The sequence below is a fragment of the Methylopila musalis genome, from assembly GCF_042679725.1.
Classification (GTDB): Bacteria; Pseudomonadota; Alphaproteobacteria; order Rhizobiales; family Methylopilaceae; genus Methylopila; species Methylopila musalis.
Genome location: NZ_JBHTMX010000320.1, coordinates 439 through 2,031, shown reverse-complemented (window position 1 = coordinate 2,031; position 1,593 = coordinate 439). Strand labels below are relative to the sequence as shown.

The window sequence follows — 1,593 nt, the reverse complement described above, 5'->3', positions numbered from 1 at the left end:
GTTGCGGCCCGCGCCGCCGGGCCCGCCGCCGCCGCCGATCGACTGGGCGAGCACGCCGTAGGAGGCGTAGCCCTCCGTCCGGATCACGCCGCTCGCCGTGTTGGAGACGGTGACCGCGCCGCCGCGTCCGCCCGTGCCGCCGAAGCCGCCGACCGTGAGATCGACCGCGACCTGCGCGTCCCCGTCGCCCTTGGGCGCGGAGGCCGAACCGCCGTTGCCGCCCGAGCCGCCCACCGACTGCGCGAACACGCCATGGGCCTGCGCGCCGAGGGTGTGGACGACGGCCGCGTTCTCGGTCGTGACCGCGCCGCCGTAGCTGCCGTTCCCGGCGAAGCCGCCGACCGACAGGTCGACCGACACGGTCTCGCCCGAGGTGGTGCTGTCGCCCGCGCCGCCGTTGCCGCCCGAACCGCCGACCGACTGCGCGAACACGCCGATCGACCCGAGCCCTTGGGTCTCGATCAGGCCGCCGCCGAGGTTGCGCACGGTGACGTTTCCGCCGTGGTCGCCGGCGCCGCCGAAGCCGCCCAGCGTCGCGCCGATGGCGTAGACGCCGTCGGCCTCGGTGGTGGCGTTCGCGCCGGCGCCGCCGCCGCCGCCGATCGACTGGGCGCTTATGCCCAGCGCGAAGTCCTTCAGCGTGGTGATGATCGCGCGGTTGGTGACGTCCACCACCCCGCCGCTGCCGCCGTTGCCGCCGAACCCGCCGACCGCCAGCGACACGCCGACCACCGGCGCGCCCTCGACCGTCTCGACCGCCGAGCCGCCGACGCCGCCCGAACCGCCGATCGACTGGGCCACGATCCCGCTTGCGCCGAAGCCGATGGTGTCGATGCGGCCGGAATTGTCGACCGTGACGCCGCCGCCGTCGTTGCCGCCGCGCGCGACGCCGCCGACGTGCGCCGCGACGCCGATCCGGGTCGGCCGCGATTCCGCCTTCAGATCGACCGAGCCCGAGGTGTCGCCGCCCGCGCCACCGCCGCCGCCGATCGACTGGGCGAGCACGCCGTAGGACAGCGCGCCTTCGGTGCGGATCGCGCCGGTGTTGCGGACCGTCGCCGCCCCGCCGACATTGCCTTCGCCGCCGAAGCCGCCGACGCTGACCGCGGCGTTGATGGAGAAGCTCGAGGGCGCCCCGAACTGCTCCGCCACGGCGCGGGACTGCCCGCCCGCGCCGCCGCCGCCGCCGATCGACTGCGCCACGATGGCCGAGCTCTGGTCGCCGGTGGTGAGGATCGTCATGGCGTTCGAGACGGTGGCCTCGCCGCCCACATCGCCGTCGCCGCCCATGCCGCCGACCCCGACGCTGACCGAGCCGGACGGGTAGTTCGTGCTCGGCACCTGCCCGGTGTAGGCGGTGGCGTCGCCGCCCCGGCCGCCGCCGCCGCCGATCGACTGGGCCAGGATGCCTTCGGAGGCGTCGCCATGGGTCTCGATCCGGCCCGACGTGGTGGTCACGGAGGCGAGCGCCCCGGCGCCGCCCCCGCCGCCGCCGCCGCCCACGCTGACCGCCACGTTGAACACCGAGTTGAGGCCGACCGAGACCGTGTTGGTCTTGCCGCCGCCGCCGCCGCCGCCGCCGATCGACTGCGC

1 pseudogene is annotated in these 1,593 nt (G+C 76.1%); it reads right to left on the bottom strand.

From position 1 onward, the window contains the following. Positions 1-1,593 (bottom strand): annotated as a pseudogene (locus ACFQ4O_RS17185) (autotransporter outer membrane beta-barrel domain-containing protein); the annotation flags it as partial.